This is a genomic window from Coleofasciculus sp. (genome assembly GCF_046565525.1).
Taxonomy (GTDB): Bacteria; Cyanobacteriota; Cyanobacteriia; order Cyanobacteriales; family Coleofasciculaceae; genus Coleofasciculus.
Map to the genome: position 1 here is coordinate 23,065 of NZ_JBKHUP010000065.1, position 26,130 is coordinate 49,194.

At 44.2% G+C, this 26,130-nt stretch carries 22 protein-coding genes; 9 read left to right on the top strand and 13 right to left on the bottom strand.

The window, feature by feature from the left end; translation table 11 throughout:
• Window positions 1-402: 402 nt before the first annotated feature.
• The 3 genes from ACLGGO_RS22160 (at window position 403) to ACLGGO_RS22170 (ending at window position 4,124) form a co-directional block, all read left to right on the top strand.
• Window positions 403-1,554: a nucleotide-binding protein gene (locus ACLGGO_RS22160; RefSeq protein WP_446420930.1), complete on the top strand. Its 1,152-nt coding sequence runs from the start codon at window positions 403-405 to the stop codon at window positions 1,552-1,554.
• A 210-nt stretch (window positions 1,555-1,764) separates the two neighbouring features.
• The gene (gene glpK / locus ACLGGO_RS22165) at window positions 1,765-3,279 is read left to right on the top strand and encodes a glycerol kinase GlpK (RefSeq protein WP_446420931.1); all 1,515 of its coding nucleotides are present in this window, start codon (window positions 1,765-1,767) and stop codon (window positions 3,277-3,279) included.
• A 545-nt stretch (window positions 3,280-3,824) separates the two neighbouring features.
• Window positions 3,825-4,124 carry a ferredoxin gene (locus ACLGGO_RS22170; protein WP_446337225.1) on the top strand — a complete coding sequence of 100 codons (300 nt, stop codon included), beginning with the start codon at window positions 3,825-3,827 and terminating at the stop codon, window positions 4,122-4,124.
• 234 nt (window positions 4,125-4,358) lie between these two features.
• Here the strand turns inward: ACLGGO_RS22170 and ACLGGO_RS22175 are convergent, their stop codons facing one another.
• From ACLGGO_RS22175 to grxC, 4 genes are all read right to left on the bottom strand, one after another.
• Window positions 4,359-4,616, bottom strand: a complete 258-nt coding sequence (locus ACLGGO_RS22175) for a hypothetical protein (RefSeq protein WP_446420932.1) — start codon at window positions 4,614-4,616, stop codon at window positions 4,359-4,361.
• Window positions 4,617-5,364: 748 nt separating this feature from the next.
• Complete coding sequence (locus ACLGGO_RS22180; RefSeq protein WP_446420933.1) at window positions 5,365-6,471, bottom strand: Gfo/Idh/MocA family protein; 1,107 nt, start codon at window positions 6,469-6,471, stop codon at window positions 5,365-5,367.
• A 91-nt stretch (window positions 6,472-6,562) separates the two neighbouring features.
• Window positions 6,563-7,537: a glutathione synthase gene (gene gshB, locus ACLGGO_RS22185; protein ID WP_446420934.1), complete on the bottom strand. Its 975-nt coding sequence runs from the start codon at window positions 7,535-7,537 to the stop codon at window positions 6,563-6,565.
• 227 nt (window positions 7,538-7,764) lie between these two features.
• A complete protein-coding gene (gene grxC / locus ACLGGO_RS22190; protein WP_446337229.1) occupies window positions 7,765-8,043 on the bottom strand; it encodes a glutaredoxin 3 in 279 nt (92 codons plus the stop codon).
• 794 nt (window positions 8,044-8,837) lie between these two features.
• On the opposite strand from grxC, the gene ACLGGO_RS22195 reads away from it, so the two are divergent.
• The 5 genes from ACLGGO_RS22195 (at window position 8,838) to ACLGGO_RS22215 (ending at window position 13,570) form a co-directional block, all read left to right on the top strand.
• Window positions 8,838-9,740, top strand: coding sequence for an MBL fold metallo-hydrolase (locus ACLGGO_RS22195; protein WP_446337230.1), 903 nt, complete (start codon window positions 8,838-8,840; stop codon window positions 9,738-9,740).
• A gap of 134 nt (window positions 9,741-9,874) precedes the next feature.
• The gene (locus ACLGGO_RS22200; RefSeq protein ID WP_446337231.1) at window positions 9,875-10,852 is read left to right on the top strand and encodes a bifunctional riboflavin kinase/FAD synthetase; all 978 of its coding nucleotides are present in this window, start codon (window positions 9,875-9,877) and stop codon (window positions 10,850-10,852) included.
• Window positions 10,853-10,869: 17 nt separating this feature from the next.
• Window positions 10,870-11,778: an AAA family ATPase gene (locus ACLGGO_RS22205; protein WP_446420935.1), complete on the top strand. Its 909-nt coding sequence runs from the start codon at window positions 10,870-10,872 to the stop codon at window positions 11,776-11,778.
• A gap of 367 nt (window positions 11,779-12,145) precedes the next feature.
• Window positions 12,146-13,003: a Uma2 family endonuclease gene (locus ACLGGO_RS22210; RefSeq protein ID WP_446420936.1), complete on the top strand. Its 858-nt coding sequence runs from the start codon at window positions 12,146-12,148 to the stop codon at window positions 13,001-13,003.
• 24 nt (window positions 13,004-13,027) lie between these two features.
• Window positions 13,028-13,570: a cytochrome C gene (locus ACLGGO_RS22215; RefSeq protein WP_446420937.1), complete on the top strand. Its 543-nt coding sequence runs from the start codon at window positions 13,028-13,030 to the stop codon at window positions 13,568-13,570.
• A gap of 34 nt (window positions 13,571-13,604) precedes the next feature.
• Here the strand turns inward: ACLGGO_RS22215 and ACLGGO_RS22220 are convergent, their stop codons facing one another.
• From ACLGGO_RS22220 to ACLGGO_RS22260, 9 genes are all read right to left on the bottom strand, one after another.
• Entirely contained in the window at window positions 13,605-13,775 is a 171-nt protein-coding gene (locus ACLGGO_RS22220) for a DEAD/DEAH box helicase (RefSeq protein ID WP_446420938.1), read from the bottom strand.
• Between the two features lie 192 nt (window positions 13,776-13,967).
• Window positions 13,968-14,588, bottom strand: a complete 621-nt coding sequence (locus ACLGGO_RS22225) for a hypothetical protein (protein WP_446420939.1) — start codon at window positions 14,586-14,588, stop codon at window positions 13,968-13,970.
• Between the two features lie 256 nt (window positions 14,589-14,844).
• On the bottom strand, window positions 14,845-17,022 hold the full coding sequence (locus ACLGGO_RS22230) for a TIGR03986 family type III CRISPR-associated RAMP protein (protein WP_446420940.1): 2,178 nt from the start codon (window positions 17,020-17,022) through the stop codon (window positions 14,845-14,847).
• Window positions 16,982-17,605 (bottom strand): type III-D CRISPR-associated protein Csx19, encoded by a 624-nt coding sequence (gene csx19 / locus ACLGGO_RS22235; RefSeq protein WP_446420941.1) that lies wholly within the window; start codon window positions 17,603-17,605, stop codon window positions 16,982-16,984. The genes ACLGGO_RS22230 and csx19 overlap by 41 nt, the downstream gene beginning before the upstream one ends.
• A 4-nt stretch (window positions 17,606-17,609) precedes the next feature.
• A complete protein-coding gene (locus ACLGGO_RS22240) occupies window positions 17,610-19,100 on the bottom strand; it encodes an RAMP superfamily CRISPR-associated protein (protein WP_446420942.1) in 1,491 nt (496 codons plus the stop codon).
• Complete coding sequence (locus tag ACLGGO_RS22245) at window positions 19,100-20,671, bottom strand: RAMP superfamily CRISPR-associated protein (protein ID WP_446420943.1); 1,572 nt, start codon at window positions 20,669-20,671, stop codon at window positions 19,100-19,102. Before ACLGGO_RS22245 ends, ACLGGO_RS22240 begins: the two co-directional genes overlap by 1 nt.
• Complete coding sequence (locus tag ACLGGO_RS22250; RefSeq protein ID WP_446420944.1) at window positions 20,668-21,348, bottom strand: RAMP superfamily CRISPR-associated protein; 681 nt, start codon at window positions 21,346-21,348, stop codon at window positions 20,668-20,670. The genes ACLGGO_RS22245 and ACLGGO_RS22250 overlap by 4 nt, the downstream gene beginning before the upstream one ends.
• Window positions 21,299-22,981, bottom strand: a complete 1,683-nt coding sequence (locus tag ACLGGO_RS22255) for a Cas10/Cmr2 second palm domain-containing protein (RefSeq protein WP_446420945.1) — start codon at window positions 22,979-22,981, stop codon at window positions 21,299-21,301. Before ACLGGO_RS22255 ends, ACLGGO_RS22250 begins: the two co-directional genes overlap by 50 nt.
• Window positions 22,978-24,303, bottom strand: a complete 1,326-nt coding sequence (locus tag ACLGGO_RS22260; RefSeq protein ID WP_446420946.1) for a Card1-like endonuclease domain-containing protein — start codon at window positions 24,301-24,303, stop codon at window positions 22,978-22,980. The genes ACLGGO_RS22255 and ACLGGO_RS22260 overlap by 4 nt, the downstream gene beginning before the upstream one ends.
• Window positions 24,304-24,628: 325 nt before the next feature.
• On the opposite strand from ACLGGO_RS22260, the gene ACLGGO_RS22265 reads away from it, so the two are divergent.
• Window positions 24,629-26,086: a TIGR03985 family CRISPR-associated protein gene (locus ACLGGO_RS22265; RefSeq protein ID WP_446420947.1), complete on the top strand. Its 1,458-nt coding sequence runs from the start codon at window positions 24,629-24,631 to the stop codon at window positions 26,084-26,086.
• The last annotated feature ends 44 nt before the right edge of the window (window positions 26,087-26,130 follow it).

Consider the following 26,130-nt stretch of genomic DNA (forward strand, 5'->3'; position numbering starts at 1 on the left):
TGTTGAGGCGTTTAGAACAAATGCATCCATCTAGGGGCTTAAACTATAAACAGTACCGCTTTTTTATAGAGACTAGAGATCACACAGATCACACAGATGGGGGACACAAGGGAGATGGGGGCGGGCGCGAGTAACATCAGGGTGACAACAAATCTTAATAGTGAAACCCACCCCGACAAACCAGGTTCCACTAGCCAGCGCGTTGGGTCTTCGCAATCACCTCTTCCCCAATCACCAGAAAAGTGGGGCGAATTGGTGATAAAAGTTACAATAGTCCAGAGAGTCCCTTAAAAACAAGGGTTGACTTATTGGGCAAAATGTGTGTAAGTAAAAACAACGGTTTATCCTCTCTGGCATCCCCTTTTTGATGTATTACTTATTACTTATTACTTCATCGTAGTTATGTCATCATCTCGAAAGCCGCCTTATATGAGAGACTTTGCTCAGTTTGAGCAACATGTAGCAACTATTTTTCAAAACGAGGGGTGGACAGTCACCACTCCCGACCCCAAGCCGCCGGAGTATGATTTAGTGGTTAGCAAAGAGGGTCAAGTTGGTGCGGTTCATCTGAAATGGTTGATTAGTAATGTCCAAAAACCCCAAATCCTCAGATTTTTAGGGTTTTTAGAATCGAAAGCAGGTCAAAACTTTAACTGTGGCTTTTTTCTCACTACCAAAGGCTATGGTGCGCCCGCGAATGCTTTAATTCGCTCTTGGGGTTCAGATGCTAAAATTCAATGTGGAATTACGGCGGATAACCAAATTCTCTGGGTTAATGAAGATGAATTACCACCGCCAGAACCACCGAAACCAGGTAAAATTTATGTTGGGGTTTTTACCTGTAAAGGTGGCGTTGGCAAAACGACAGTATCTGCTCATTTAGCTGGCGCGTTTGCTTTGGAAGGATTTAATGTAGCACTCGTCGATTTAGACCCGGAACAAAACCTGCAAAAGCTATTAGGAGATGGGGTGGATGTCCCCCGCCCTAGAGGTGTTGGGGCGAGTACCTATATTGCTGTCTATGATTGGCGTGAGTGGCATGAAGATGCAGCACGGGATTGTAAAGTAGTCGTTTGTGATTGCTCACCTGCCTTAGAACGTAACCCCAAAGAGCTGGTGAGTCAATTTGACTATTGTATTATTCCGACTACCTTAAATCCCTTGGGACTGAACAAACATGGTCAAGTGATTAAAGATACGGTAAAAGGAATCCGAGAACTCAATCAACAAGCTCACTTATTTGTGCTGGTCAATAATTTTAAATATCCGGGGTCTAAGAGGCGATTGCGGTTGCTCAGAGATACGTTTTTGAATACGTATAATGAGGTTAAAGCATTCGACAATAAGTTTCATTGTATTGATCCAAAATACGCTTGTATTCGCTCTAGTGATCAACTGTATTATTGGGGAATTCATTTACTGGAAAATCCCGAAGAAGCTCGCAGTGAGTTAGCGTTTAAACTGGTGGGCGGAATTTGTTATCCCCGCGATGATTTTATTAATCTAGCCGATTATATTGAACGGGAAGCGGGGTTAGGCATTCTCAGGACTTAGGGTGACATGGGTGAGCTATAAGCTGGGTAATCTTATCAGGCTTTTAGTACAGATTGTAGATTTTGTCAATCAATCCAAGGACTTGAATTGATCTGTGATTTCCTCTGTTAACGCAAAGAAAGACTACAGAGAGTAGCCGAGCGATCGCATAACCTGGTAAATCTGTACTCAACCCTATTAGGGGTTTAGCTGTAAGCTTTTAAAATTGTGATGACTACTAACGCTAAATACGTCCTCGCCCTTGATCTCGGTACCACGGGGAACCGAGCGATTCTATTTGACAAACAGGGTGCGATCGCGGGACAAGTTTATCAGGAATTCACCCAACACTATCCCAAACCCGGTTGGTTAGAACATGACCCCCAAGAAATTTGGCGGGATACTCGCGCCTGTATAGAGCAAGTTTTAAAGGATAAGGGGGTGTCAGCCTCAGAGATTGCGGCGATTGGTTTAACCGTACAGCGCGAAACCTGTTTACTCTGGGATAAAACCACCGGTGAACCGTTGTATAATGCGATCGTCTGGCAGGATCGGCGCACAGCTAACCGATGTCGGGAGTTAAGCCAACAAGGTCATGATGTAGATATTCAAGAACGCACCGGATTAGTCCTGGATGCCTATTTCTCGGCAACAAAGTTAGAATGGCTGCTCAACTGGGTGCGCCAAGAAAAACCGGATACGAATTTTGATAACGTATTAGCTGGCACTATTGATACCTGGATTCTCTGGAATCTCACCGGGGGAAAAGTCCACGCTACCGATCACAGTAATGCTAGCCGCACCATGCTGATGAATCTCGCCAATCAGGATTGGGATCACAGCCTCCTAGATTTATTTAGCATTCCCCCTCAGATTTTGCCCCAAATTCAGCCCAGTATGGGACTCTTTGGCAAGACTGAACCGAGTTTGTTAGGGGCACAAATTCCGATTATGGCGATTTTTGGCGACCAACAAGCCGCCTTATTTGCCCACGGTTGCGATCGCCCAGGTATGCTCAAATGTACTTATGGTACAGGCTGCTTCTTGATTTCCCATACTGGCACAGAACTGACGCGATCGGGCAACCGACTTCTCTCCACCGTCGCCTGGACAAACGCGGCAAATGGCAGTGGCGCAGATGTCGCTTATGCCCTAGAAGGTGCGATGTTTACCACAGGGGCTTGTATTCAGTGGCTGCGAGATGGTCTACAACTGATTAATTCTGCTGCCGAAACGGAACCCCTAGCGCGTCAAGTCGAAGATACAAATGGAATCTATTTTGTTCCCGCTCTCAGTGGTTTGGGTGCCCCCCACTGGGATATGAGTGCCAGAGGTGCATTCCTGGGCATTACAGGCGGTGTTAAGCGGGAACATATAGTTCGGGCGGTATTGGAATCCATCGCCTATCAAGTCAGAGAAGTTGTCGATGCGATGAACAAAGACGGCGACACCCCGATCAAACTCCTGAAAGTAGACGGTGGTGCGTCTCAGAATGACTTCTTAATGCAGTTTCAAGCCGATGTCCTCAACATTCCCCTGGAACGTCCCGCCGTTCTCGATGCTACGGCGCAAGGTGCTGCATTTGGTGCAGGGTTAACCGTTGGTTTCTGGGATGATTACCATAAGCTAGTTGCCCAAACCCCCATCGAACGGACTTTTGAGCCGGGAGATGGCAAAAAAGCCGCCCAGGATAATTTTATCTGTTGGCAAAAAGCCGTTGAACGTGCCAAGAATTGGGTGGAGTGACATCCTCCCACAGGGGAATCTCTGATTCCCTGTGGGCTTCTACCTTCCCCGCCCTCACAGGATACTGCTGGCGAATTTAACATTCTGCCCTAGGATGACCGAACTACGTTAGAGCCGAATCATGATTTTATTGGCTTTGACGCTATGCCAGTAACATTCGCCAGCAAAGTCCTTACAGTAGGCGGGGTCGTTCATGTCTAAGTACAAATCATCGAACTTAATTATAAATATAACTAATACTGATTAATCAAGGATTGAATCCGTCAATAGCTTCCATAGGAAACCTGGCAAACCGTTGTCAACACGGCTATTGACTGGGGCTATCAGCAGCACATATCGGGAAATTAATCGGTTAGTGTACCTATAAGAATAACTAATTTAATATTCAATTAACACTTTCATTCCTAATCCCGTTTAATCTTGTTAACTTTTTTTCGTAGTATCAGAAGTAACGCAGAAAAGTCGCCAATCGGCGTGTGCTAGTTGGGTCAGTATACTACAGCACAATTGATTCTGCTGTTTCAAACTAAGAGAGAGGAACACAAATGGCAACTTACAAGGTCACTTTAAAGAACGAAACTGAAGGCTTGAATAGTACCATAGAAGTACCCGATGACGAGTACATTCTCGACGTGGCAGAAGAGCAGGGTATTGATTTACCCTATTCTTGCCGTGCTGGTGCCTGTTCTACCTGTGCTGGTAAACTCGTTAGTGGCGAAATCGATCAGTCTGACCAGTCTTTCTTAGATGACGATCAGATTGAAGCTGGATATATTTTGACCTGTGTAGCTTATCCTAAATCTGACTGCACCATCACCACTCACCAAGAAGAAGAACTGTACTAATTCCGTCCAAATTTCTCAGGCGCTAACTTACGCGCCTAATCCGTGGGGAAAGCAGGAGCACCTTTTGTTGTGTTCCTGCTTTAAGTGTATAGAGGAATACGCAGATCTCCCATACCTGACGTGAGAATAACCTGAAAATAAAAACTCATTTCTTCGCCCAAAGCAAGCCTAAAGTTAAGCTGTTGAGAGACCAAAACAGCTCTAACCATCCACCAATGAATGCTCAAAAATAACTTACCCTTCCAGTTGTAACTGTGTTTCTGTTCTGGGATGAGGTATTGCCTGAGGAATTGGTAACTCTAAACTTCTCGGTGACTTATTTCTTAACTGCTGGAGTTGTTTTCGACTCGCTTTGTCTTTGTTGATAAAACGATTATTGAGAGTTTGGATGTCCTGGAATTCACTTTCGGCGGAAGTAAATAACCACTTACCATCTGAGTCAAACTCAAACATCGAGGTTAAATGACATTGAGTAGGATGACTGTATCGCATGCATCCGCCCTCAGAAGACTTAGCATCGAAAAAAGGGCATTGAATTTGGGAACACGCATTCATAGTAGGCTGTGACATAGGTGAATTTTTCTTCAACCTCAACAGGCACGGAAATTAAGGCATTTCATTCTTACCTTAGCATTATTAGACTACTTTAAGGTTGTTTGGGTTCCTAAATCCTTAATTCTATGACTATAGATATACCCGGGCAACTAAATCTATTAAAGACTTATTCTATAAGGCTTTCATGGAAATACCCATGGGGGGTATGCTTTATGATGGCTTATCATGTTTTGTATTCATGGAATATTCACAGAGTTTCACGGTTGTCTTTACTCATACTTTAAACAACTGCTTGTAACCAATTATTCTTTTAATCAATTAAATTAAAACACCTCAATTATTCTCTCAATCTATCAAATTATTTGGGATAATTTGATACCGAAATAAAAATATTACTCATTATCTTTTGAAAACATAAATTTCTGAAATAATGTAACAAAAGCGACAAAATATTCTCCATTATAGCCAAGGGCGGGTTGTGTTGAGCAGTTATCGGTGAAAATCTTCTGTGAGTGGCTCGTACCCGCCCCTAAAATGAATGTCACACTATTTAAGGTCTCAATTAAAGAAGTCTACTCTATTCTTTGAGAACGCTGACGCTCCTAGCCTACGGCTCGCTTGCCTCGTCACACGAACGGGCTAAAAGCTCGCGTCCCGTTGCAACTGAGATCTTTGCCTTTTTGTATTAAGCTAAAAAACTGGATAAACTAGGTACATCTACCCAATTTCTATGTTGATCAGATTGATGGGTTAAATCCATTAATAATTGCGAATAGACTCCTTCTCGCAGCGAAGGAATCATGGGTTCACCTGTATCAATGCTTTGTACCCACTGATCCACAACCCGAATGAAGGGCGCTAAACGTCCATCAGGGTAAACTTGGGGAAATGCTAGTCGTTTGGGAATGTCCACTTGTGTCAGCGATTCACCAGCCGGTGCTGCCCAAAGATGAAATCCATGGACATAATCGTTTTGATTAGAACTGCCCAAAATCAACGTCCCGCGATCGCCATAGACTTCGACAAAATGCCCCCGTCCATTATAGGTAACAGAACTGAGGCAAAGTTGGCAGGGTGTACCATCGGCTAATTCCAGCATCAGCAGACAAGTATCATCGGCGTCCACAGGTTTCAGCTTCCCCCCTTCACTCGGATCAGGGCGTTCTGGAATTGCCGTACTCCTGAAGGCGCACAACCGACGCACCGAGCCAAAAAGCCAATTAATGTAATCAAAAGCGTGAGAACCCACAGCGCCTAATGCACCTCCGCCCTTCTCTTTTTGGGCGTACCAGTTCCAAACCCGCTGCGCGTCGGCTCGACTGGAGACTAACCAGTCAATTTTAATCAGACGCTTTTGACCAACATAGCCAGATTCTAAGTATTCTGCCAAGAGTTGCCATGCTGGAACAAAGCGAAATTCAAAATCTGGCATCGCCACAACCCCTTGCTTATTGGCAAGGTGATAGAGATCTCGCGTCTCGGTGGCACAGAGGGTCATCGGTTTTTCCAATAACAGATGTTTTCTGGCTTGCAACACCTGCTGCGCCATTTGGTAGTGGAGAAAGGGTGGGGTCGAAATGCTCACGGCTTGAACCTCTGGCATCGCGAGTATATCCTCTACGCGATCGCACCCTTGGGGAATGTTGTGAGATTCAGCCACCGCCCTGGCTTTATCCAGGTTAGGATTGTAAACCGCTACCACCTGTGTGCGGGGGTAAATTTGAAAACCTGGGATATGAATTTTCTGTCCAAATCCAGTCCCGATTACAGCAACTCCAATTTGATTTGTCATTTGTTATTCGTCATTCGTCATTCGTTATTTGTCATTAGACAGGCAACAGGGAACAGGCGAGAGGCAATTTCGAGGCATAGCTTATACCTCATCATTCATGAGTTAGTTTTCTTTGTTCAACCCAGGCAATCACGTCTTTGCCTAAGCAAGTGCCATTAAGTTGGTCAATCTCGCGGATACCTGTGGGACTGGTAACGTTGACCTCGGTGAGATAGCCACCAATCACATCAATCCCTACAAAATACAAGCCATCTTGTTGTAACTTTGGCTTGAGTAAAGCGCAAATTTTTTGCTCTTGGGGTGTAATTTCTGTCGCCGCCACTCGACCCCCAACCGCCATGTTGCCACGAAATTCGCTACCCGTGGGAATGCGATTGACTGCCCCAAGGGGGTCACCATTGAGGAGGATGATCCGCTTATCTCCCTCTTTGGCAGCCGGAAGATAGGTTTGCACCATGACGGGTTCATGCCCCCATTTGGTGCTAATTTCGACTAGGGAATTAAAGTTGCGATCGCCTGCTTCTAGAAACAGAATCCCTTCCCCTGCTTTACCACCTAAGGGTTTAAGCACGGCTGCTCCTTTTTTGGCGACGAATTTCTGGATGGTCAACTTATCCTGACTAACAATGGTTTCAGGAATCACCTCTTTAAATTGCAGAGCGTACATTTTCTCGTTTGCCCGTCGCAAACCCGTCGGTGTATTAATGAGCTGAGTCTTTTTGGGGTTGATGTAGTCAAGAATGTACGTCGCATAGAGGTAGGGAATGGTTACGGGGGGGTCAGTCCGCATAAACACGGCATCCATCTCCTCCAAAGGAAAGGAGACAGTATCCGAGATCGCGTACCAGCGTTCGCTGACTACCCAACGCCCCTCAACGAGTTCGGCTGGGGTTAGCTGCACCTTCTCTAGATTTGCCCAAGCTTGATTATTGACAACCGTTAGCTTTTGAGCCTGAGTAACCCAAACTTCATGACCCAAGGCTTGGGCAGCTTCCATGAGTGCCACACTCGTATCATGACTGGGATTGAGCTTTGAGAGCGGGTCAATGATAAACGCAAATTTCACGCGGGGAATCCTACCTCAGTTGTTAAGTTGCGGCTAATCGTAACATCTTGTTGATTGGGGAAGTGCGAGAGTTTTGACCCTTCGCTTCGCGTATGGCATGGTTTATGGGGGCGGGTTTAGCCACTTTCGTCTTGCTGGTGATGATCACTTTTATTCCAAACCTACCCTGAGTATTCCAGACGTAGTATGCTACCTCTGGAACACTTCTTCCCCATCTCCCCTATCAATCAATGACTCGCCCCTGCTCCATTTTGCAGTAAGGTATCTAGTTCACCTTGCATTTCTAACTCATAAAGGTCGTCGCAACCACCAATATGCTGGTCATTGATAAAAATTTGTGGCAGAGAACGGCGTCCATTTGCCCGTTGTGCCATCTGCTCTCGTGCCCGTTCATCGCCATCGATACAATATTCGTCAAAGTTAACACCCTTTTCCTTGAGCAGTGCTTTAGCCCTTATACAGAAAGGGCAGCGGCTCCAAGTATAGATTTCGACCTTGGGTTCCATGATCTTTTCTCAACGTCAGCAACATTTCTTGAATTTTAGCTTTCTTCGCCGGAAACCCCACGCTCACCCGCCCCACCGATTCACCCGTTACAATTGATGGATAAGGTAAGCTATTTTTATCTTGCCCCTGTAGACCTTTGGGGATGACCGACCCATACCAATCAATCTTAAATAATTCATTCAACGCTCAACGTGAGCTAAAAAGTGATCAAAATCACATATTGGTGTTGCCGCAAATGCCAGACAGAGTTTAGCCAAACTTGTTAGGCTGTGGAAAACAGTAGGTATAACCAGAGGTAAAGCGTCTCCAAGCTGATGCTAATCTGTGAGGAACTAGCATCAGATGTAGTAGCTAGACCCCTTAACCCTAGAAGTAACTGGATCGCTTTGTGCAACTACCTCAAAAAAAACCATTACTGCTTTGCCAGCCTCGAATGATGAGCGGTGTGAGCAACTCGAAAACGTCAGGCAAGGATTTATCGCGAGTGCGAATAAATTCCCTGGCGGTCAATTCCGCAGGCGTTGAATGTTACTTGACGCCCCTAAGCTCATCCATCCACAATCAAAATAACTGGTTCAAACCAGCTTGAACAAAAAACTCCTAAACCACCATGACTATTCTATTTAAATCCCTAAGGGAGTTTTTTGGGGTTGCCTACCGCTCAAGGATGGGTTGATGATTACTCCAGGTCGGTGGAGATGTTAAGACTGTGGGAATTGGATGAAAAAGACTCCTCATCAACCTGATCAAACGTTACATACAGACTGCCTGAAAAAGCCTGCAAGGAAAAATTATGTCTAGTCAGCACAACGGATTCACAATTCACTTTTGGGGCGTTAGAGGAAGTATTGCCTGTCCGGGTCCAGAAACAGTTCGCTATGGCGGGAATACCCCTTGTGTGGAAATGCGAGTGGGTAGGGAACGGTTAATTTTTGATGGGGGTACGGGCTTGCGGGTGTTGGGACAGTCCATGTTGTCACAACTGCCAGTAGAGGCTCATCTGTTTTTTACCCACTCCCACTGGGATCACATTCAAGGTTTTCCGTTCTTTGTTCCCGCGTTTATCAAAAGCAATCGTTTCTGTATCTATGGAGCCATCGCACCAAATGGTTCCACGATTAAGCAACGCCTCACTGACCAAATGCTCCACCCCAATTTTCCCGTCCCTTTACAAGTCATGCAAGCTGATTTGCAGTTCTATGACCTGGAGGTTGGCGAAACCGTTGAGCTTGGAGAGATTACCGTCGAAAATACCCTGCTCAACCATCCCGGTGAAGCTGTGGGATATCGGGTGAATTGGCGGGGACATGCAGCCGCCTACATTACCGATACCGAACACCGAGGTAGTGGTTTAGATCAAAATATCTTAAAACTGATTCAGAATGCGGATGTGCTGATTTACGACGCCACCTACACGGATACCGAATATTATTCTCCGGCAACCAGCAAAGTGGGTTGGGGACATTCGACTTGGCAAGAAGGCATCAAGTTAGCCAAAGCCGCTAACGTGAAAACTTTGGTCATTTTTCACCACGATCCCTTACACAACGATGATTTCTTGGATCGAATTGGCGAAGAAGCCATTCAACACTTTCGCAATACCGTCATGGCTCGTGAAGGTTTATCCATTTCTCTGGTGGAGTCGGCTATTTCCGAGCCAGTACCCCTGCAACAAGAGGCAAAAGCTTCTGTTTAATAACATTTCCTACCTTATCTCTCCTACCAGATACCCGACTTCTTGAATACGACGTCGGGTATTTAATCTAACTTGAACCTAAAGAATTAGTCAAGATCTAGCCACGACTCATTGAATGTGTAAAAATGTAAAGCGTGTGGGTTACTTCTTCTCTTGCCACTGCTTTAACACCAACTGCTGTTGCCCTAGGAAACTTTGACGGCATTCACCGAGGGCATCAACAGGTTATTCAGCCTATTTTGCAGTACTCTAGCCTTTTACCCCATGAGTCTGAACCGATAAATCCCCAGGAGAGGGTTGATCGGGAAGGAGAGCATATTTATCCGACTTTGGCAACCTTTTATCCCCATCCCCGTGAATTTTTTTCCGGTCAACCGTGGAAGCTATTGACTCCAAAACCTGAAAAAGTAGACCAGTTAAAGCGCTTGGGCATTGAACAACTGGTGCTGCTGCCATTTGACCGTGAATTGGCGGCATTAAGTCCAGAAAAATTCGTGGACAAGATTTTAATTGAGCAATTGCGAGCCACCCATGTCAGCGTCGGAGAAGACTTTCGCTTCGGATATCGCCGGACTGGAACAGCGAAGGACTTGCAGGCGATCGCAGCCACTTATGGGGTTCAGGTTAGTATTGTTACCATCCAAACCTGTCAAGGTGAACGGATCAGCAGTTCCTTAATTCGCCAATCCCTTGAGGCAGGAGATATCCTCAAAGCTAATCGCTTATTGGGTCGTCCTTACAGCATTAAGGGTCAAGTTGTCAAAGGGCAGCAACTAGGCAGAACCCTGGGATTTCCCACCGCCAATCTGGAATGGTTCCCCGACAAGTTTTTACCCCGCAACGGGGTTTACTGTGTGCGCGTCAGTAGTACCTCATTCCCTGACCAATGGGGGGTGATGAATATTGGAGAACGTCCTACCGTCAAAGGAACCTGCTTGACAGTTGAGATTCACCTGCTAAATTGGTCTGGTGATTTATACGGACAGACCATAACAGTGAGCCTAGAGCAGTTTTTGCGACCTGAACAAACGTTTGCCTCCCTAGATGACCTCAGGAAGCAAATTCAGGCTGACTGTGCGGCGACGATAACTTTTTTTGAAACCCAGCAATAGGGAATGGGGGAGCGGTAATGAGAGAACGGATTGAGCAACTTAAAGAAAATCTGGCTCGGACAATTGTGGGTAAAGCTGATACCATTCGTTTAGTCTTGGTTGCTTTGCTCTGTGGCGGTCACGTTTTGTTAGAGGATGTGCCTGGAGTCGGTAAAACTCTGCTGGCAAAATCCTTAGCACGTTCTATTGATGGGCGATTCCAGCGAATTCAATGTACCCCTGACCTTTTACCTGCGGATATAACTGGGACGAATATCTGGAATCCCAGTAGCCGTGAATTTGAATTTCTCGCAGGTCCAGTTTTTACCAATATTCTACTGACAGATGAAATTAACCGGGCAACCCCGCGCACGCAGTCAGCCTTACTGGAGGTGATGGAAGAACGGCAAGTGACTGTGGATGGGGTATCTCGCAACGTTCCCCAACCCTTTTTTGTGATTGCCACTCAAAATCCGATTGAGTATCATGGCACGTTTCCCTTGCCAGAGGCGCAAATGGATCGGTTTACCCTATCCTTATCCTTGGGTTATCCGACGCCGGAGGAAGAACTGCAAATGCTGCAACTGCATCAGGGGGGGATGGTGCTTTCGGATCTTAAACCCTGTATTTCAACCGAGGACGTTTTGGAGTTACAGCGTCTTTGTCAGCAGGTGCAAGTTGAACTGGAGTTACAGCAGTACATTCTCAACTTGGTACGGGCATCTCGTGAAGCGGAAGACGTGGTGTTGGGAGTTAGTCCACGGGGGACTTTGGCATTACAACGGGCGGCACAAGCTTTTGCATTTTTGGAGGGGCGAAATTATGCGATTCCTGATGATGTGAAGATGTTGGCACCTCATGTTCTGTCCCATCGTCTTATGGCAGTAGGGGGGCGACAGGCAAAGCCGATTGTTGAACAGTTATTGCGTTCGGTGGCAATTCCTTAAGAGGATATGGGTAGAGACGTTCTGTCGGAACGTCTCTACAAAGTTAATAGATAGTCATTGACTTCTCCCCCGGTTAAAACGCGGGGGATTCTAAGAGGATACTACGGGACGAACTAAAGCCGCGTCCCTTCGTTTTGCTCGTCTTCTTAGAGTTCCAGAGAAAAACCCTGGATGGCGCAGTCAAAAACGCCCTACTGACCTTGGCTAGGTCAAGACCTAACTGTATCTCTACTTATGGTTATATTATATCACTTAAGAATGTTATTGCGGGATAAATCCCGCTGTCTTTACGACTTGCTCGGTTTCATCCCTCGGATAAATCACGAGGGAGCCTGCACCATCGCTTATGACGTAATTTTCTAAACCTATGTTTCCGATGAAATACCCTGTTCCTCAAAGTGATCCACCCAAATCGCCGAGGGAAACCTTGCCGACGATGTATGATTTGCCTAGTGAAAATCCGGAGGAACCTGGTTTGCCTGATGAGTTCCATGATTGGCAGGCACAATTGTTGAGCCTAACGTTCTGTCCGCCCTATTATCCGGCGGCGGAGGTGTTTTGTGCCAGTGACATGAACCTTTACTATGATGTACGTCATGCTCTGTGGTACAAACGACCTGATTGGTTTGGTGTGGTGGGTGTACCCCGATTGTATGATCAAGTCGATATGCGCCTGTCTTACGTCGTTTGGCAAGAGGGTGTCAATCCGTTTGTCGTGGTGGAGTTACTGTCTCCTGGGACAGAAAAAGAAGATTTAGGGGAATTAGAAGCGGACAGGTTGCCAGATGAGCCAAGTTCGCTGGAGGTTAATGGACAAGCGATTGAGTCTCAGTCTACTCAGACTCAATCTAAGGACAAACCGCCGCGAAAATGGCAGGTTTATGAACAGATTTTACGGATTCCTTACTATATCGTTTTTAGCCGTTATACTAATCAGCTCCGCGTCTTTAAACTAGAGGGGGCGTGTTACCAAGAATTAGAGTTACCCGAATCGCGAGTATGGATGAAGGAGTTAGGGCTAGGTTTGGGATTATGGCAGGGTGAGTTCCAAGGCATTGAACGGTTGTGGTTACGTTGGTATGATGCTGAAGGAAACTGGATTCTGACTGAGGCAGAACAAGAGCGACAGCGAGCTGAGGAGGCAGAATCTAAGTTAGAATCATTGCTTCGGCGACTGCGGGAATCCGGAATTGACCCTGATACATTTTTGGAAGGTGAGCAATAACAAATGACAAATGACGAATGACGAATGACAAAATATAATCTGCGATCGCAAGTCATTTTATTTGGGCTGGTACTGGTTTGGAGTATCCTCATCGGTGGCGGTATGGCAGGGGTTTTAAAGGCAGCAGAACCACCTAAACCCCCGAATTCAGAAACACTGGTGGCAATTAACACCATTGACCCCATTCCAGAGCGCTATCAGACGGGGTTAAAACTGTACCTAGAAAACTGTGGCAGTTGTCATGTTGCCTTACCCCCCGAAATCCTGCCAACGCAAACCTGGCAAACTCTGTTATTAGAACCCGAACAGCATTATGGGCAAAAGTTAGAGCAGATTCCGCGCCCGTTTATCTTTATTGTCTGGAATTATTTACGCACCTTTTCTCGTCCTTTAGGGGAAGATGAGCAAACGCCCTATCGTGTAACTGAATCGCGGTATTTTAAAGCACTTCATCCCCGTGTTGATTTACCTCCGACGTTGACGGCGGCTGGGTGTATCAGTTGTCATCCAGGAGCAAGAGATTATGACTATCGGCGTTTAACCCCAGAGTGGGATGATGCACCGTAGGGATGACGTAAATCAGCTTATTAGGGAAATCGCCCTAGAGGATTTGGGCGAATCGGAACGGTGCGATCGCGGTTTCGGTTTTCCCTGATCCCGTGGGGGCGGGAAGGAGGACATTTTGGCGGTTGAGGAGGCGTGCGATCGCATCTTCTTGGAATTGGCGTGGGGGGAATCCAGTGAGAATTTGAAAGTATTCAGCGAGAGTCATAGGAGAAACGAGAGACAAAAGAAACAAGGGAAGCACAGCTGTAGGGGCGCACGGAGCGTGCGCCCGATTTAACCGTAAAATTAATCCCCCAATTTTAATTGATAGAATAGATTCGGCTTGTAGTAAGGGCTTCAGCCCTAGATTCCGCCCTAGTAACATGCGCCAACCCAACCTACAGGATAGAGGTTGAAATCAAACAGTTACGTTGGCATTTAGTTGCAGTTCACATTCCTTGAAAACATAGTTAACAGCCGCAAATAGTTGATCCAAATCCTGAAGTAGATAGCGATTAATATTTTGAGTAAATGACATATTTTCTAACTTACCAAATTCCCAGTACTTTCCATTAGAGACAATGCCAAAAACCGTAAAGCCTAATTCATCATTCAGCTTTTGCGCCGCCACCATTTCAGCAAGACACTGACCCCACCCTTCAGTAAACTTATCTTGTTTGGCTTCAACCAATAAAAAATAAGGCTTATCAAACACAATTTTTCCCAAAGGAGAACGTTTCGCCAAAATATACTCAGGAAATCCCGATAGGTTTTCATCGTATATCAGTGAATGATGACCCCATAAAACAAACTTACTTCGATAGCATTTCCAGACCTCTTTCAGAACCGGATAAATTAGATTCTCGCAAATTGAGAATTCTGAAGCATTAGGAACGCCATCTTGGAGGACAGTTTGTAAATCGTCTCGGAAATAGTCAGATATGGCAAACTCAAGTTCACCCATGAAATTAGCTTCAATGTAAGTAATCTGAAATTCTTGAAGAACTGCACTGATATCTTTATAACTACTAAAAGCCATCTTAACCTCCTGAGAACGTTGATAGAGTAGACTGCTGTTGATGCCAAAATATTTATGTGATACCCAGTTGCGTTCTAAGGTGTCTAGGAAGAGCGAAGCGTGAAGCGCAGCTATAGCGTTAGCGAGGAACGAGCGTCGGAACGAGCGTCAGAATCTCGCCAGATGCTTCGCTACAGTGGCTTGAGCGAACTATGACAGATTACCTCTTTGACTGCAACTGGGTATAAATCGTCGCTACATTTGCTACCTTTACTTATCACCGACGCTTTGGTGGTTTCGGAGGTCTGGCAAAAGCTGGATTGCCACTTCCCTTATCCTCTCGTCCACCCTCCTTGTTTCGACGAGTGGGCGGCTTAGATTTGTTAAGCACAGGCTTACTTACCTTTGCTTTTGGCTGGGGAGATGGATTAGGATTGCTCATCTTTCGGTTATCTTCCCATCCTATTACTTGTAAAGGAGTCGGTAGAACGGGACGCTCTTTGTACTCATTTTTATCAGTTCCAATCCTTGGCTCTTGATCACGCTCAATTTCCATATATCGTGCTTCATTGCTGGAAACACCAGACCAACTGAGCATTGCCAGAAGCATCTTGATACGGGGTAATTCTTCTAAAGTTGTGGCTTTACCTGTGTTCGGCTGATCTGCCTCACTGATATGATTGAGAACATACTTTTCAAACGCTTTCACACATCTATCGTGTGTATCAGCCGCATCAGATCTTTCTCCGATATGCCAGTTATTATCTTGAAATAGCTTTTTGTATCGTTTTTTGCGATCACTCAGATGTAGCTGATGAGTAATCTTGACGGCTCCCATTCCCAGTGGTTTACCCATGCCAATTGAGAGGCGATACTCTTCCTTCTGTGCAATATTCAGTACCCAAAGGATTGCACCAAGCTCCACATCACTAAGATTCTCAAAATCGATAGTAAATGTAAAAGATACTCCAGCTTTAATCGGCTTTATCTGAGTAGTTTGGCTTTCTGAAGCTTCAGAATCATTAAGAACAATTGAAGGCGAACGTCCTTTGTGCCAGTAGAGCTTATGTCCTCGGATAACCGTTTCCTTTTCTGGCTTATTGGCGTAGTGCTTTAATTCGCGCTTTCTTGCTTGAGGATCAGTTTGAACCAAATAGTGCTGAAATGTAGTCAGTTTGGGACGGGCTAAAATCTTAGGCGTAATTGGGTCATTTTTTAACCAGATATCATCACCTGCTGTTCTTTCACAGATGGCATCACCAATAAAGATACGTCCAGCACACGCTTGATTTTTATCCTGTTTTTCATTTCTAACATAGCCAAATATTGCTTCAGCCATATCTAAGATTTCAGCGTTGTGTAAATAATCAGGAACAAAATCAACGGCTGAAGCCGCACGTCCATCACCCTTAGAAGAGTAGGGAATACGAAAATTGGGACTTTGACCAAATAAAGTTACGATTTTTCCTTGCTGTGGCTGACAGTAAAAAATAGCACGATCCTGTGCTAAAACTCCCAAGTTTTCATCAAATGGATTGTTCTCATAGGGTGATTTTCCTTTCTGAAAGGTGGTTAAGGCATGGCAGTAATGCTCTATGGCATCATCGCTAATCTTGAGGAGTTCGGCATTGGTTTCAGGTTCTCGAATTAGGCAGTGATTGTTGCGCTGGAGGTGATCTGGATTGTCACTAGCTTCCAACATATTGCCACTCGTGACTAATACACCCCTGTATTTGTAAGCCTCACAGTCACTGCTGACATCTTTAGCAAACCGACGACCATTTTTAGGATACAGATTACCAAAACTGATGTTGTATTTATATTGTGGGCGGTAGTTTGAAGATTTCATGGGGATGAGTTCAGGAATTTTGCCGCACAAGTCTTTTTCTTGAACCCAAACGAACGGTTTATCCTCAATAGGAAGTGCCGGACGAATACACCAACCACTAGCTTCCTTGGTAAGATAACCAGCTTTAACCTTTCTTCCCTTATCTAGATAATTTTCATATTCTTTTTTTAACGGTTCATTTTTGTCAGCAGCAACCGCACGAAAAAAAAATCGTTGTTGCTCAGATACCTGCTCAAGCTTACCAAAGCTAACAATTTCTACTAAAGTCCGCAACAACCCCCTTAAACTACTACCAGGCAGAGTAGGACTCTGATTAGCGGGGTTGGTGAAGAAACCTGCACGTTTATGGCGCTGCTCTGGAGTCAAATCTTCATTATTTTTATTCCCAAAATTGGCGAAGTCAGTTGGAGTTAAACCACACCGAATATACAGATGTGATTCAGTGGTAAGTGTGCATTTAATTTGACCAGTATGCCGATTTTGCCAATATCTGTCATTGTCAGGTAGAGGTTGTGCTTCTAGCACGTTTTCAGGTAATTCGACAAAATTGTACGGTGCGATCGCCTTACGATCTTCTGGTACTTCTTTGAGATGTTTTGGAAGCATTGATTGATTTCTTTTCCGTAGTTAAATCAACAAGACGACTTAAAGAGATACGAGCTAATCCATCATCATCATAGGTAATGTAGTGATGTACAATTAGACGCACTGGGTTAATCAATTGATTGCGATCGCCTAATTCTATCTCACTAAATGGTACGGCATGTCTGAATCCTTGGGAACCATGCCTAAGTAAGGTAAAGTTATCTCGCTTTTCCCCATGAGTTCCCCAGAGAATCTGTCTTTCTGAGATTTTGTCTACCTCTGAATTATCTTGGACTAGACGCGATCGCAATTTTTCACCACTCCGCCAAAGTAACACTTCCCCATGTTCACCGAAGATACGGCATTGCTGAAGGGTGAGTAGCCGTAGCGTTGGAAAATCTACTTTAAACTCAGGCTGGTGAAATACCTGTTCAGCCGTCGTTAATTGATCGGCATCAAAACGACCCCAAATTATACCGTCCTCAGCATGAGCTAGCAGATAATTTAGTTTCCATGTTCTCGCTTGTTCTTTTAACCAATATCTAAGCGTTCCATCATCTACAATCCCATCAATAGGAAGCTTTTTACATAACACTTCGATCATTCTATCACCTCCCCACAAAATTACTCACAAATGCTTCTAAAGTGTTGGCATCACTAACTTGTAGATGTTCTCCATCTTGAGAGATTTTCCAGGTTTGTGTGGCTTTTCCTGGTATTTGTCGCTTCATTGTTGCTTCGATTCCCTGCAACCGTCCCCGTCCGATACTACTTTCTCCGCCAACAGGCAAATCACTTGTCCACAAGTCTTTGAGCAATAGGAGTAGTAAACCTATTTCAGCCTTCCTTGGCTGACGCAACTCTAGTTCCAAAGTTAAGCGCGTTTCATCACTACCAAATATCGGCTGTTCACTGAACAATGCACCGTGGTAAGCACCACCCGTAAAACGGTCAATGGCGATGCGGTTTTGCACCAAGTCAGCCGTATTTTCGATAACGCTTTCATGTACTACCAGGCGGCTGGCTTTTGCCTGTTTACTGTTTTCATCGACAAAGCCAAATACATCATTGACAATTTTTTGTGCCATTTTTTCAGACTGGTTCAAGGTATTAACAATACGTTCAGCACGATGGCGCAAAACACCTGCTAGACTGGTTCCAGATAGCACAGGTTTGAGTTCACCGTCTCGATGCGATCGCAAATGCACCACATCAGGCGCACAACCCGTGGAGTCTTGACCTGAGCGAATCAGTAAGGGACTGGCGAGTTTAAACGTAGCTTCGAGGAAGAAGCGATCTCGTTTGTCTTCCTCTTCATCCAAAGACAGCCCAAGAGCAGTAGCAATTGATGAATAAGTTTCGTGTTCTGGTGATAATTCTGTACACCAATGCTCAAATAGTAGCCATTTTGATCTTTTCTCATTTTGAGTGAGGTCAAATTCCCAGACTTGCCACGTTTTCACTTTACAGCGACCAAAGCCCCGTCGCTTTTTCATGCCAATGCTAATTTCACCAAGCTCTAAGCCTCGTAAAGCTAATGCTAGTGATTTGACTAGCCTATCTTCATAATTTTGCTGTTCTCTGGGGTCTTGTTTCTGCTCTATCAGTAATTCAAAACATAGAGAAAATTCAGTTCCGGCGGCTAATAGTTCTAAGTCGTATTTCTGACCTTTTTTGGCTGTACCCGTTGTTCCTTCAATTTCTACTCCATCTCTCAATTCCACAGTCGGTATCTTGCTACTGATGGCATCATTCACAATTAATGGACTTTGTTCACCATCATCATTACGACGGGTTCCACCAAATAGGGAAGTATTACGACGGGTTCCACCAAATAGGGAAGTAGCGCGATCAGTCTTTTTTTCTTCTTTGCCGTAACCCTGTTCATACTCGCGCAAGTAATTTCGCAAAGCACCTGCAATAGATGAACCTGTTAAAAGAGCATGGTCACTAATACTATCTCTGAGTAATGCTAAATCAGTTGGACTATCTGCATCACCACTTCCTAGACAAGTCGGAGTATCTAAAATTAATCTGCCTCGTACAATGATGCGTTTAGCAATAGGGCGTTGGTGGCGGTTCAGGCGTTCAAGACTCATTAGTTTTTCTCCTTAGTTGCCTTCTTCGCCACTGCCATAATTAGGCGTAGCGTGTACTTTTCAGCTAGCTTATCTTGTCGGGCGCGATCGTCATCAAATTTGCGATCTACATCAGCAACTGTAACTTCTATACTATTAATCCAATTTGTCGGATTCTCTAACCACTCGTCTAGCTGTTCTCTGAACGATTTTTTTCCTAATTTTATGCGCTCAAACTGATTTCTGGCATTAGAGGGTAAGTTATTCAGCAGCGAGATAACTAAATTACAATCTCCTTGGGGAAGTGCTTGTCGTGCAACAGATTGTAATCTTGACAACTGGCTGTTACTCATGCCTTCATCTAAACTTAAATATCCAACCTGTTTTTGAAGGTATTGTTCTAGCTTTTGTTCCAACAGTCTTTGAGCCATTTGTTCAGCCAAAAGCCGCGATTCTTCGCTTCCTAACGGCGGTAAGCTGGAGGTACTAGATGGCTTTGCTAATTTTACTTGAATATATTCATCCTTTAGCCAATTTACAGCAATTCGCCCAAAACCATCTTCTCTTCTTTCTCCAATTCCGCCAGCTTCAAGTCGCTGAATTTGTTCTGAAGTAATCTCAATATCTTCAATTTCAAAAACAACCACACTGCCTGCTGTTAAGGCTGGAACTTGAGGTAAAGGCAATCCCCATTTGCGGTTAAAGCCACCGATTAGAGTACTGCTAGTGAAAATACCTCCTGGTTTAGGTTGAGGCAAGGTTATATTTAAAACATCCTCAATCGCTTGTTTAATCAAACTTGGATTGGCTACAGGTTGACCTTGTTTATTTCTTAACAACGTATCGCTGAGAAGGGTAACGCTTAAATTTTCATCATTTTCTCTGCCTTCTGGTGAAATTTCTATTTCGTTCCAATTACCAGTAGATGGTTTTGTTTCAATAATTTTAGTATATCCGTATCCAGCACTTTGAGAACCTCCTAACCAGATGTTTGGTTCGGCTAATAAATTCTGAATTGTTTCTACATCATCATCTTCACACAAAATAATAGATTGAAAGGTTTGTCCTGCATCTAAAGCATCGTAGCGGAAGAGTTCACCTTGATTATCTGTCGATCTTCCTTTTTTGCGATTGCGAAAATTATGAATATTAATCCGTCGCCTATCTTTGTATAACTTAACAATTCCTCCTTCCTTTGCCCAGAAGTATTCACCAACAGCTTTTGGAGTTTCGGGGTCTTCTCCTTTTTCAATACTGAAATCATATACAGTTATAGGTAAATTATCAGTAAATTCTGCATCCTTATCCTTGAACCAAGACAAAGGTATAGGAAGAGTTCGTTGATTTTTTTGACTCAAAATATACGCATTTAAGTAGCGAGTACTTTTGGCATCAAAGAAAAGTCGCTTCACTTCATCATTGGTTAAGTCAAGTTCTGACAAGTGATGCTGCTTCATGTAACGCCCAATAATTGCACCACGAATCATGCTGCCAGGAATATAAGGATATGACACATCACTGTTTGGATCACCTTGAAATGAAGTAGCAAGAATCGGTTGCTGAGTTTCTAATGTACAAGTAACTGCTTTCATGCAACTTTCTCCTTAATCTCTTTTCCAAAATGGTTCAAATATTGATGGGTAATGTCATTCCCTTCTGAATCGTGTAACCTACATTGAACATGACCTCGACCTCGATTACGTCCACTACCCAAGCGTCGAAGTGCCATAGCGCCAACAGCTAAAAGTGATAGCATTTCATCATTTGGAGTTTTCTCAAAAATTAAGTTAGCCGTGAAACAAAGGTCACGTAACACAACACGGTAGGAACGTAAACTTCCCTCATCAGATGTACCCAATTGTGGGTCTATTGCCGTCTGACGCCGGATAGTTGTCAGTGAATCAAGTACCTCTATTTTTGTTAACGTTTCATCCTGAATCTGGAAGGCAACGGCTTGACGCAAGTCATCGGGTAAACAAGCATCTCCCACATGAACTGCTGCCATTGTTCCCAGAGTGCTACCAAGTGTACCGAACAAGTTACAAGCAACCTCACCCCATTCCAGTCTATGATGAGAAAGTACAGCGATTAAGTTATCGCATTCTTCACTCAGTAATCCTTTAAGAGTGCGTCCTCGTAAGTAGGGAAACCCATAAATATCATGCTCTACTTCTTGGTCGATTAAACCCGCCACACCATCCCCTCGTCCAAAAGTGGTATCACTCAACAGTTTGATTTTCAGTTTGTATTTCAGTCGGCAAATCGGCATCTGATTCTTCCCGTAATGAGATATAAAACTCCATTGCTTCAATAGCATCAAAGTAACCACAAAAGTCATCTAACCAACCATCTTTAGCTAAGTTACCACCACGACCAGTAGATTCTGGAAAACTTGGCAGTTGTTCTAGCCTGTAATTTCTCAGAAACTCTTGAGTTGCTTTAATACCTTGACGCAGCACTTCCCGTAAGGCAATTACCTTATTTTTTCGACCTTTCCATTCCTCATCATCGTTAAAGTGTTTGACAACTTTTGTGAAACCTTTCCAAGTCCGCCAATCGCTATCTTGTTCTTTTCTCAAACTTACAGGTCGCATTGCTAAACTACCTGCTGATACTTGATACTCTCGCTGGCGAATTTCCGAAATCGATCCGCTTAAGCCACTTGCTGCTAAATGCCAATCTAAAGCAGAGAAATCGTCTTTGACACTTTTTTTACGTTCCTCTTTAACGAAGCATTTAGATTGACGACACAAGTCTTCGCTAAGTTGATAAGCTCGTGCAAAAGGGTAGTGAGTTTTAACCACACAAATTCCAGCACAGGCTTTGATAGGTTGACCGTCTGCAACTGGCTGTTTCTCCAGTTCTTCAAGGTAGATAGTCGCCAGTTCAAGCCCTAAGCGTCCATCACAAACGAAGGTCACATCATCACCGCCATAAACAAGAGGGCGGAATGGTAAGTAATTATCTTTGATTTCAAACTGACCCTTGACCTTTCTCTTTCCATTTTCATCTACCTCAATAGATTTAACCAGGATCTCTACCGCATTTTTGAGTGCTGTAATACCAGCCTGATTAACGCTGTGGGACAGTTGACGCATCGCAATAATGTAGTCTCGATTGGATTTATCCTTGCCAAACTCTTGAAATCGTTTACCCATGCCATTACCATCAGCATGAATCACCGCAACATAGCTGGAATCTCCTGCTGAACGACCCATATAATCAGTTCTTAGAGGGAATTCATAATTTTCGGAAGTTGTGTTGAGTAATTTTTCTCTAAGTTTACGATTTGCCAAACGAACCGCATCCAGTTTTTTCTGGATTTCTCTTGAAATAAGATAAGGTTCGTCATCCTCAAATTTCTCGCTCATCCCTACAGCAACTAACTGAGTCGATCTGCAAGTTGCTGTTACACCTAAACCTAGCAACGGTGCAGAGGGTATCCTGCTTCGTTTTTTGGTATCCAAGTCATTTTTCATCAAATCCTGAACTACCTGATAAAGAGATTGATTATCCCAATCAATCTCTTTATGGACAGCTACTAGATTGATACCAGATGCTTCTGTTAAGATTCGCTTACTCAAAATCTGAGTAAATTGCACAGCATACTGCTTGTCTGAAAATAGCAATACTGTATTACCACCACCTGCATAAACTAACTCAGCAGCTAGTTCATCATGTTCGATGTGCGGTTTTGCCTCTGGTTGATGTTGTTCAGGATTGAAGGCATAAACTTCTTGCTTTATCTGGTTTTTCAGCTTAGTTAAAGCCTCTCTCGCCCAGCTATCAGTTGCCTGAGAAACTAGGTAAGATGCACCAATATTTTCGCGTAGGCGGTTACTGCCGAAAATGTAGGGTTGAATTCCTGTTGTGTCTAGTACGGTGACAGTGAAGTTTCTCATCTCGCATCTCGCTCATTATTACAAATCCATTCAGCAATTCTGTCTGAAAGATTAAGTAAATCATCACGCCCGAATACAGCTAGCTTGTAGTCTCTTTTTCCACCTTCCGGAGAAGGATTTAAAACATTTACGATTTCTGTCTCCAGGGCATTAACATCTTTTTCGCTAGCGCAACAGACTAAAGCAACTCGTGCTTCATCCCCACCGAGTTGTCGCGCTCTGATATAAGCTTCAAAAAGTTTTGATTTACAATCGAATTTACGCTCTATAGTTGTACAAGAAAGGGCAAATAATTGATAGCCACGCATAAAAGCAACATCAAACTGGAATTTAGTATTTTTCGGATAGATTGGATTCCGAATCCAAAATGAAGTAGCACTATCGTCAATAGATAGCTCTTTAGGAATATTTTGCACTTGCTGTAAAACATAATGCTCCAGCCATTCACCATCCAGCCATTTGCAAGTAGATTCCAAGCTTTTCAAGCCTTGGTCTTTAACAGTCTGAAGGGATATTTTTTCAGCTGCTACACCTAACTGAGCTAATGCTTGATTAATAGCCTGATGTTTTTGGAGTTCAAAAGTTTTATTTTCTACTTTTATTTCTAACCTAAAATCAGGCAATTCTAGGAGCTTGCTTTCGCTTAACCATTTATTTTTATCTTTGGGCTTTCTAGCTGATTCTCGCAAAACTTGGTTACACCAAGTACGCCATAGTTTTATTAACTGCTCATCTGTATGAAACTCAGCAAAGGCTCGTGCAGCATCAGGTAACTCCGGCTGGTAAATAGGCTCTGATTTCTCTTGCCACATCCATCCATGTATTTGAAAAACTTTAGCAAGTTTTACTTCCAGACATTCTGGTTTAACTTTGAGGCGGATGCGATCGCCATCTTCCCTGTCTATGCACATCTCTAGCTTGCGTGGATCAAGATAGCTAAAAACAGTGTCGGGACGCTCTTTGCTGAAAACGGCTCTGTAAGCGTGTACAGCCATCGCCTTCGTACCACCCGTGTAATTCAATCCAATGTTTCCCACTTTGATAGCTTCTAGTCTTGGACAAATCGCCTTTTTAATCTGAAAAGCATCGGATTCGTAATCATTCAGTGGCACAAGTTGAGCTGTCTTTAAGCCAATTGGCTCGTTACTCAATATTGTTTGTAAACGCTCCGCTGGATCTTTTGTACCCTTTGAATAAACCAAATAGGGCGTACCTCCCTTGTTTAACAAGAGTCTGGCGGCTACATAATTAGGCAAGGGATTTTCCCCAATGAGCAAAAACAGATGATCGACTTTGTACTTATCCAACTCAGATGTGTTCATAGTGGTTAACCTGTGTATGAAGTTGCTGCTGGGGTGAGATAGGCGATCGCTCTTCCTTAACACGAATGGTACTGACTGGCAGGCTGGTGGGCAGTGCCCACCCTACTGTATATCAAGGGTTTCGGCGATCCCAAAATGCACGCTTTTCAGTGCCATTCTCCTTAACACTCTAATCCAACTTATCTCTAGACTTGAACAATGGGATGGAGAGGGGAAAGAGTCTAGGGCGCGATCGCTTCTGTACCAAAAATTATGCCACCCCTTTGGAAGCACCCCCTTCCGATACTTGGTAGGCTATAAGCCACACTCGACAAAACCAAAACGAATGTCTGATCTATTCTTTCGCCATCCCCCCCAACCTCAACTCCTGCAACAGTTAGCCAAGGGACTTTTGCCACAAAATCACCATCTCACCCGGGCGGTGAGATTATGGGTTTGGCTGCGCTGGCTGTATGGGGATCAGGGATACGCAGCTTTACCCGACGGCTTTACCTACGCCGATTGGCGTCAAGCCTTCTTCAGCCCAACGCACCAGGATGAGAAACAAAACGATATTCTCCAGCACCATGAACCCAACTGCGCCTGCACAAAAACCACCAGGGAATGGCTCAAAGAACTGAATATAGCCATTGATGAATGGCAAGAATCCTTAAAACAACACCTCTCAATTTCTGATTATGACCTGGAAAACTTACTCCAAGAACGGCTATTTGCTCAAGTTCGCAAATCCCTTCAGAGTGACTTAAACTTACTGGTTGATCTCAACTGGCTGCAACGAGTCCCTTACTCAACCGGGAGAAGCAAGAACTACCGCCGTGTCCCAGTCTTGCCCATTTCTCAGCAACCAGAAAACCGAATCTCTGACAGCAACCTGACGCCTCAAGAGCAGGTTTATTTGGTGGAAACCTTAGAGATGATTAGTTTTCTCGACCCCGCTATCCCGTTGTTAACCGAGCAAATCTATCCCTATCCCCAAAAAGATACTCATCGTGTTTTTTTGTACGTTGATTACTTAGTCCATAAGTCTACCCAAAAGCAAGATGAGGTCGATCAACTTCAGGGACAATTGCAGGAAATTTGGGAATCTGGAAAAATTTCCCCCCTACTCATGACCTATCACAGCGCTCATTTGGGTTTAATCAAAGAATGCGTTATCTATCCTGTTTGCATCTATTATATGGAACGGGCAAAATATTTATGTGCCTATGGCAGCACTCCCAACAGCGAAATCAACTGGCACAATTATCGCCTTGACCGAATTTGTTCTGAGCGGCTGATGCCATTAAACTGGACAGATCCCCGCGTCCCCCAGTTGTTGCAGGAGCAATATGAGAATAACCAACTGCCAACACCCACAACGGTTCACACAAAGCTGAAACAAGCCTGGGGATTTGACTTCTATAAACCATCGGCATTGATGGTACTGCGGTTCAACCAAAATTTTCACCAACACTATATCCGAGGCACGTTTCTACATCACACCTTTGCACCGATTGACTATCACCAAGCCACCCGTTTAATCAAACAACATACGCCCAACCCCAAACACAAAAATACTCTGCTAGACATTCTTCAGCATCGCTCTCCCGATGATGGCTACTACCAAGCTCAATACCGGGTTAACGATTATCACGTAATCCGGCGCTTACGGGCTTTGGGTGCAGAGGTAGAAGTCCTGCTACCTTGGGAATTGCGAGAACGAATCGCTCTAGATCTCCAAGAAACTTGGAACTACTACAGCGATAAGGCTCTAGTGGTCTGTCAAGCCAATTTTGACGGATAATAGAATTGTATATCTACCAATCCAGTTGACAAATGTGATATTAG

Coding starts and splice junctions, on each gene's coding strand:
- ACLGGO_RS22160 (WP_446420930.1), top strand. CDS start 403: ATGTCATCATCTCGAAAGCCGCCTTATATGAGAGACTTTGCTCAGTTT.
- glpK (WP_446420931.1), top strand. CDS start 1,765: ATGACTACTAACGCTAAATACGTCCTCGCCCTTGATCTCGGTACCACG.
- ACLGGO_RS22170 (WP_446337225.1), top strand. CDS start 3,825: ATGGCAACTTACAAGGTCACTTTAAAGAACGAAACTGAAGGCTTGAAT.
- ACLGGO_RS22175 (WP_446420932.1), bottom strand. CDS start 4,616: ATGCGATACAGTCATCCTACTCAATGTCATTTAACCTCGATGTTTGAG.
- ACLGGO_RS22180 (WP_446420933.1), bottom strand. CDS start 6,471: ATGACAAATCAAATTGGAGTTGCTGTAATCGGGACTGGATTTGGACAG.
- grxC (WP_446337229.1), bottom strand. CDS start 8,043: ATGGAACCCAAGGTCGAAATCTATACTTGGAGCCGCTGCCCTTTCTGT.
- ACLGGO_RS22195 (WP_446337230.1), top strand. CDS start 8,838: ATGTCTAGTCAGCACAACGGATTCACAATTCACTTTTGGGGCGTTAGA.
- ACLGGO_RS22205 (WP_446420935.1), top strand. CDS start 10,870: ATGAGAGAACGGATTGAGCAACTTAAAGAAAATCTGGCTCGGACAATT.
- ACLGGO_RS22210 (WP_446420936.1), top strand. CDS start 12,146: ATGTTTCCGATGAAATACCCTGTTCCTCAAAGTGATCCACCCAAATCG.
- ACLGGO_RS22215 (WP_446420937.1), top strand. CDS start 13,028: ATGACAAAATATAATCTGCGATCGCAAGTCATTTTATTTGGGCTGGTA.
- ACLGGO_RS22220 (WP_446420938.1), bottom strand. CDS start 13,775: ATGACTCTCGCTGAATACTTTCAAATTCTCACTGGATTCCCCCCACGC.
- ACLGGO_RS22225 (WP_446420939.1), bottom strand. CDS start 14,588: ATGGCTTTTAGTAGTTATAAAGATATCAGTGCAGTTCTTCAAGAATTT.
- ACLGGO_RS22230 (WP_446420940.1), bottom strand. CDS start 17,022: ATGCTTCCAAAACATCTCAAAGAAGTACCAGAAGATCGTAAGGCGATC.
- csx19 (WP_446420941.1), bottom strand. CDS start 17,605: ATGATCGAAGTGTTATGTAAAAAGCTTCCTATTGATGGGATTGTAGAT.
- ACLGGO_RS22240 (WP_446420942.1), bottom strand. CDS start 19,100: ATGAGTCTTGAACGCCTGAACCGCCACCAACGCCCTATTGCTAAACGC.
- ACLGGO_RS22245 (WP_446420943.1), bottom strand. CDS start 20,671: ATGAAAGCAGTTACTTGTACATTAGAAACTCAGCAACCGATTCTTGCT.
- ACLGGO_RS22250 (WP_446420944.1), bottom strand. CDS start 21,348: ATGCCGATTTGCCGACTGAAATACAAACTGAAAATCAAACTGTTGAGT.
- ACLGGO_RS22255 (WP_446420945.1), bottom strand. CDS start 22,981: ATGAGAAACTTCACTGTCACCGTACTAGACACAACAGGAATTCAACCC.
- ACLGGO_RS22260 (WP_446420946.1), bottom strand. CDS start 24,303: ATGAACACATCTGAGTTGGATAAGTACAAAGTCGATCATCTGTTTTTG.
- ACLGGO_RS22265 (WP_446420947.1), top strand. CDS start 24,629: ATGTCTGATCTATTCTTTCGCCATCCCCCCCAACCTCAACTCCTGCAA.